2 protein-coding genes are annotated in these 1516 nt (G+C 75.4%); both read left to right on the forward strand.

From position 1 onward, the window contains the following. A partial coding sequence (locus AB0K34_RS46610) for a glycosyltransferase family 9 protein (RefSeq protein WP_364554968.1) occupies positions 1 to 378 on the forward strand: 378 nt, incomplete at its 5' end. A gap of 74 nt (positions 379 to 452) precedes the next feature. Continuing rightward, on the forward strand, positions 453 to 1409 hold the full coding sequence (locus tag AB0K34_RS46615; protein ID WP_364554970.1) for a UDP-glucuronic acid decarboxylase family protein: 957 nt from the start codon (positions 453 to 455) through the stop codon (positions 1407 to 1409). Positions 1410 to 1516 lie beyond the last annotated feature (107 nt).

A 1516-nucleotide genomic window follows, 5' to 3' on the forward strand; every position in this document is an offset into this window, starting at 1 on the left:
GTCGTCACCGGCGGGCCCGGCGAGACGGCGCTCGCGCGCCGGGTCGCCGCGCTCGCCGGGCTGGACCCGGCCGCCGACCTGTCCGGCCGCACGTCCCTGCCGGAGCTGGCCGCGCTCGTCGCGGGCGCCCGGCTGGTGGTGTGCGGCGACACCGGCGTCGCGCACCTCGCGACCGCCTTCCGCACGCCGTCGGTGCTGCTGTTCGGCCCGACGCCGCCCGGCCGGTGGGGGCCGCCCGACCGCGCCGAGCACCGCGTCCTGTGGGCGGGCCGCCGCGGCGACCCGCACGGGCGCGAGCCCTGCCCGGGGCTGCTGGAGATCTCCGCGGACCAGGCCGTCGAGGCCGCGGGGGCGGTGCTCGCCCGCGCGGCCCGGTGAGCACGCCGACCGATCAGCACGTCAACGGATGAGCACGTCAACGGATGAGCACGTCAACGGATGAGGAGGCAATGATGAGACATCCACGCGCCGTCGTCACCGGAGGGTCCGGCTTCCTCGGCTCGCACCTGTGCGAGGCGCTCCTCGCCGAGGGGATCTCGGTGGTGTGCATGGACAACCTGCTCACCGGGACCTTCCGCAACATCGCGCACCTCGCCCGCCGGCGGGACTTCCGGTTCCTGAAACGCGACCTCACCGAGCCGGTGCGGGTCCCCGGCGAGGTCGGCTACGTCTTCCACCTCGCCTCGGCCGCCTCGCCGGCCGACTACCTGCGGTTCCCGATCCAGACGCTGGAGGTCGGCAGCCAGGGCACCCGCAACGCGCTGGACCTCGCCGAGGCCAAGGGCGCCCGGTTCGTCCTCGCCTCCACCTCGGAGGTGTACGGGGACCCGCTGGTGCACCCGCAGCCCGAGACGTACTGGGGCAACGTGAACCCGGTCGGCCCGCGCAGCGTGTACGACGAGGCCAAGCGGTTCGGCGAGGCGCTGACCTCGGCGTTCCGGCACGCCCGCGGCCTCGACGCCGCGATCGTGCGGATCTTCAACACCTACGGGCCGCGGATGCGCCCCGACGACGGCCGCGCCGTCCCGACGTTCCTGCGGCAGGCGCTGACCGGCGAGGACCTCACCGTCACCGGGGACGGCTCGCAGACCCGCTCGATCTGCCATGTGGACGACACCGTCCGCGGCATCCTCGCCCTCGCGCTGTCCGACCACCCGGGGCCGGTGAACATCGGCAGCCCGTACGAGGTGTCGATGGCCGACCTCGCCCGGCACGTCATCGACCTGACGGGCTCGGCGTCCCGGATCCGGTTCATCGACCGGCCGCAGGACGACCCGCGCGTCCGGCGCCCCGACACCGCCCTCGCGGAGAAGGAGCTCGGCTGGCATCCGAAGATCACGGTCGAGGAGGGGCTGCGCGGCACCATCGAGTGGTTCGGCCGGGAACTGCTCCTCGCCCGCCCCGCCTGACCGGCCGCGCGAGACGGCCGCGGGGGAACCGGCTCCCCCCCGGGCCGCGCCCCGGCCGGGCCCCGCGCACAACCGGAGTGGGCGGCCCCCACCAGGTCCCGGGGGTG

Origin of the sequence: Actinomadura sp. NPDC049382, from assembly GCF_040677125.1 — a bacterium.
Classification (GTDB): domain Bacteria; phylum Actinomycetota; class Actinomycetes; order Streptosporangiales; family Streptosporangiaceae; genus Spirillospora; species Spirillospora geliboluensis.